2 protein-coding genes are annotated in these 2,176 nt (G+C 57.3%); one reads left to right on the top strand and one right to left on the bottom strand.

The window, feature by feature from the left end:
* Positions 1-94: 94 nt before the first annotated feature.
* A complete protein-coding gene (locus WCA53_RS30925) occupies positions 95-1,288 on the top strand; it encodes a mechanosensitive ion channel family protein (protein WP_423920487.1) in 1,194 nt (397 codons plus the stop codon).
* 205 nt (positions 1,289-1,493) lie between these two features.
* On the opposite strand, the gene WCA53_RS30920 is transcribed toward WCA53_RS30925, so the two are convergent.
* The coding region (locus tag WCA53_RS30920) for a cytochrome P460 family protein (protein ID WP_423920482.1) at positions 1,494-2,176 on the bottom strand (683 nt) is incomplete at its 5' end.

The raw sequence follows: 2,176 nt of genomic DNA, 5'->3' as shown, positions 1-2,176 counted from the left end.
TCACTGAATAGCGTCAGCGAACACGCGGCGGCCCGTTTGTTGCCGATTGCGTGCCTCTCAGCGCGGCAGCCTAGTAAGGGTGATCAGTGACGGGATGTTTTCAGGAAGTGACATGTATCACGTTTATGTCGACATTATTACGGGCGCTGCCGCTCTACTTGCGGACTTCGCAGTATGGCGGGGCTTAGGCACCCGGTTCGAGCGTCTTCGACTCGCCGCGCGCCTACTGCTATTTTGTGCGTTCACCTACGTCCTGCTTAGATCGGGCATGAGCCCGTTCGGGCCTGCTCCGTGGGTAGCGGACAAGCTTGTACATGTTCTAGCTCAAGGCCTTGAATTGCTTTGGTGGTTCCAGGCAGCGAGGGTAGCTTCAACCCTGCTTGGAAGGGACGTCTTGCCGAAGGCGTGGAATCGGGAGCGTCTGTTTCATGATGTTCTTAGCGCGCTCATCTTTGTGGCCGCCGGTGTCGCGGGTATTGCGTACGTACTCGAGATGCCGGTGAGGGGTTTGCTTGCGACCTCGGGCGCCGTTGCAGTTATCCTTGGCCTCGCGATACAAAGCACGCTCGGGGACGTTTTTTCCCGCGTGGTCCTGAATGCGACTGAACCGTTTCGGATTGGAGACTGGGTATTCATTGGCGAGATCGAAGGCGAGGTCGTCGAGAGCAACTGGCGAGCGACCAGTCTGTTAAATCCACGCGGCAACATCGTGGTGATTCCGAACAGCGTCGCCGCTAAAGCGAACATCGTGAATCATAGTCAGCCTTCCCGAATGCACGGCGTCTCCGTAGTTCTTGAAATTGCACCGGAGGAACACGCAAGCAGGGTAATTCACGCGCTGGAGTTTGCCGCGACTGGCGCGATCGATATCCTTCCCATGCCTAAGCCGCTGATCAAGGCGCGCGTTGCCACCGCCAGTTCGATCGAATATGAAATCATCGGCTATGTTGACGAGTTATCCAAGAAAAACGATGCGCGCAACGCACTGTTCGATCTTGCTCAGCGCCATTTGGCAGCGTCCGGAATCTTCTTGCGCTGCTTGACCGTAGATGCGGTCCGCGTCGAGCCTGTCGGCTTGGCGGGGTGGCTGCTGCGGCGCGTCGAAATGTTTGACTCTGTCGACGATGCTCAACTGCTGATGCTGGCAAGTGCCCTCACCACGCGTGAGTTCCATGCCGGTCAGGTCATTGACGATTCAGAGCAGGCCGGCATGGAAGGGCGTCAGGACCTTCAGATCGTCGCTCGTGGCGTGGCAACACTATTTTGTGCGGCGCTGTGCATCAGATGACGCTGGAACATACGTGGAGCCCAGCGCGGCGATGTGGATGGCTAACAAGCTGACAACGAAACCTGATTGATCAACGTCACGGTTAAGCATCTTCCGGATGCGATCGCATCGGTGTAAGAAGCAAGCGCGAATAGAGGTCGCGTTGCTGTCCTTCGGCACAGGCGTGCGATATCGAATCGGATATTCCTGTCGGCGCCGACCGGTATCACGGTGTCGGCTTTGAATCGTGCAAAGGCAGTCTCAGCTTCTGCCCGTCGTCAAGGCCGATGTGTGCGCGCGAGATCACGTAGTCGGTATCAGTCGCGAGACGCTCGTGGCACGACGAACAACTAGCCCGCAGCGAAACGGTTGCGACCGCGTCGTACGGAGGCGGTTTATGTCCGAAGCTAAAATATCCCCAATGACCCGGCGCTGAGGGGAAACGTCGAGCGTCTTTCACCATCATGCCGAGTCCGTTGAAATGCGACTCATAGAGCCCGCGACCCAGATCGTTGGTGCAAACATGGGTGTTTCCGTCGCAGCCGGCGCCCACCTCCACGGCGCTGAATTCTTTTACGATCTGCGTGCCGTCGGGCCATTGGCCCGACTTCTCGAAAATTTCGAAGGCGCTTGGCTGGACGTAAGCATTGAGCACTTCCGGAGTCTTTGCGGGCAGACCGTCCAGGATCTTGAGTCCATCCGGCTTGTATCTTGTTCCGACGTGCTGCCATTGACGGTAGCCTACTGGAAGCACGATCTGACCGTCGGGACGGAAGCTCGCGCGGGCGACAGCGGGTTCCTTGTGGGAAGACGCGCCATACATCGCGTTCATGGCAAATAAGGTGGTAATCAGAATTGCGACCGACAGGGGGTATCTGAGCTTCATGTCGTATCTTTCGAATTGAGGTG

The organism is Caballeronia sp. (assembly GCF_049581465.1).
Classification (GTDB): Bacteria; Pseudomonadota; Gammaproteobacteria; order Burkholderiales; family Burkholderiaceae; genus Caballeronia.
This window is presented reverse-complemented; position numbering and strand designations above follow the sequence as displayed.